Origin of the sequence: Streptomyces europaeiscabiei, assembly GCF_001550375.1 — a bacterium.
GTDB lineage: Bacteria > Actinomycetota > Actinomycetes > Streptomycetales > Streptomycetaceae > Streptomyces > Streptomyces europaeiscabiei.
Genome location: NZ_LRTR01000623.1, coordinates 1 through 1,550, shown reverse-complemented (window position 1 = coordinate 1,550; position 1,550 = coordinate 1). Strand labels below are relative to the sequence as shown.

Annotated in this window: 2 protein-coding genes; both read right to left on the bottom strand. The window is 71.0% G+C overall.

What is annotated here, in order from left to right:
- Positions 1-804 (bottom strand): beta-ketoacyl synthase N-terminal-like domain-containing protein (locus AWZ10_RS30440; RefSeq protein WP_079104487.1); only part of this gene is annotated, 804 nt, incomplete at its 3' end.
- Positions 805-872: 68 nt separating this feature from the next.
- On the bottom strand, positions 873-1,550 hold a 678-nt coding region (locus tag AWZ10_RS55220; protein WP_279616648.1), incomplete at its 5' end, for an acyl carrier protein.

The window sequence follows — 1,550 nt, the reverse complement described above, 5'->3', positions numbered from 1 at the left end:
CGCACCCTCACCCCACCCCGTCCCGTCCGCCGCGTCCGCGAACGCCTTGCACCGGCCGTCACCCGCCAGACCCCCCTGACGCGCGAACTCGGTGAAGACGTCCGGGGTGGACATGACCGTGACGCCGCCGGCGAGGGCGAGGTCGCACTCTCCGGCTCGCAGGGCCTGTACGGCCAGATGCAGGGCCACCAGCGAGGACGAGCAGGCGGTGTCGACCGTCACCGCGGGGCCCTCCAGCCCCAGGACGTACGACACCCGCCCCGAGACGACACTCGCCGCGTTGCCGGTGAGCAGGTGGCCTCCGATGCCGTCGGGCAGGTCGTCGCCGGAGACGGCTCCGTAGTTCTGGTTGCTGCAGCCGACGTAGACGCCGGTGCGGCTGCCGCGCACGGAGGTGGGAGCCAGACCCGCGTGTTCCAGGGCCTCCCAGGACGTTTCCAGGATCAGGCGCTGTTGGGGGTCCATCGCCAACGCCTCACGCGGCGACACCCCGAAGAAGCCCGCGTCGAAGTCGGCGGCCGTGGTGACGAATCCGCCCTGGTGTGTGGTGGCCGTGGACGCGTCACCGGTCGTGTCCCAGCCTCGATCGGCAGGGAAGGGCGTGACGGCGTCGGCGCCGGCCGCGACCAGCTCCCACAGCTGTTCCGGGGTGGTGACGTCGCCGGGAAAGCGACAGGCCATGCCGATGATGGCAATGGGTTCGGTCGCCGTCCGCACGAGTTCGTCGTTGTGCCGGCGCAGGCGCTCGTTCTCGGTCAGGGACGCGCGTAGTGCGGCGACGACACGCTCTTCGGAGGTGGACATGCTCAGCTCCACTGGTTCGTGGGCCCGTACGCGGGCGGCCGGGGAGAAGGAGGGGGTGGGGCGGTGCCTCAGGAAGTGGAGTCGCCCAGGGCCAGTTGTACGAGTGCGTCGACATCCATCTCGCCGATCGCACCGTGGGCAGAGTCCCCGTCGTCCTCGGGCGTGCCGGACGCGTCGGACTCCGCCAGTGTCAGCACCGCCGTGAGCAGACCGCTCTGCTGCCACTGGGAGAACGGGATGGCGGCGAGGGTGCTGCGGAAGCGCGCTTCGTCGCTGCCGTAGGACCCGGCGGGTGTTGCGGACCCACCCGGCGCGGCTTCCGGCCCTGCGAAGAGTTCGTCGTGCAGGTGGTCGGCGAGGTGGCGCGGTGTCGGATGGTCGAAGACGAGGGTGGACGGCAGTCGCAGACCGGTCTCGGCGTTGAGCCGGTTGCGGAGTTCCACAGCGGTGAGGGAGTCGAACCCGACGTCCCGGAAGGCACGATTGACGTCTACGGAGGAGTCTGCGGTGCGACCCAGCACGAGGGTGGCCCGCTCACAGACCAGTTCCCGCAGAGCCCGGCGGCGTTCCGTCTCGGGCCGGCCCGCGAGACGGGCGGTCAGGGCGGCGCGGGCGTCCCCCGTCGTCTTCTCACCGGCGGAGCCGGTCTCGGTGCCATTGAGGCCGGGGAGGCTGGTCAGCAGGGGGCTGGGACGACGACTGGTGAACGCAGGAACGAACCGCTCCCACTCCACATCAGCCACCAC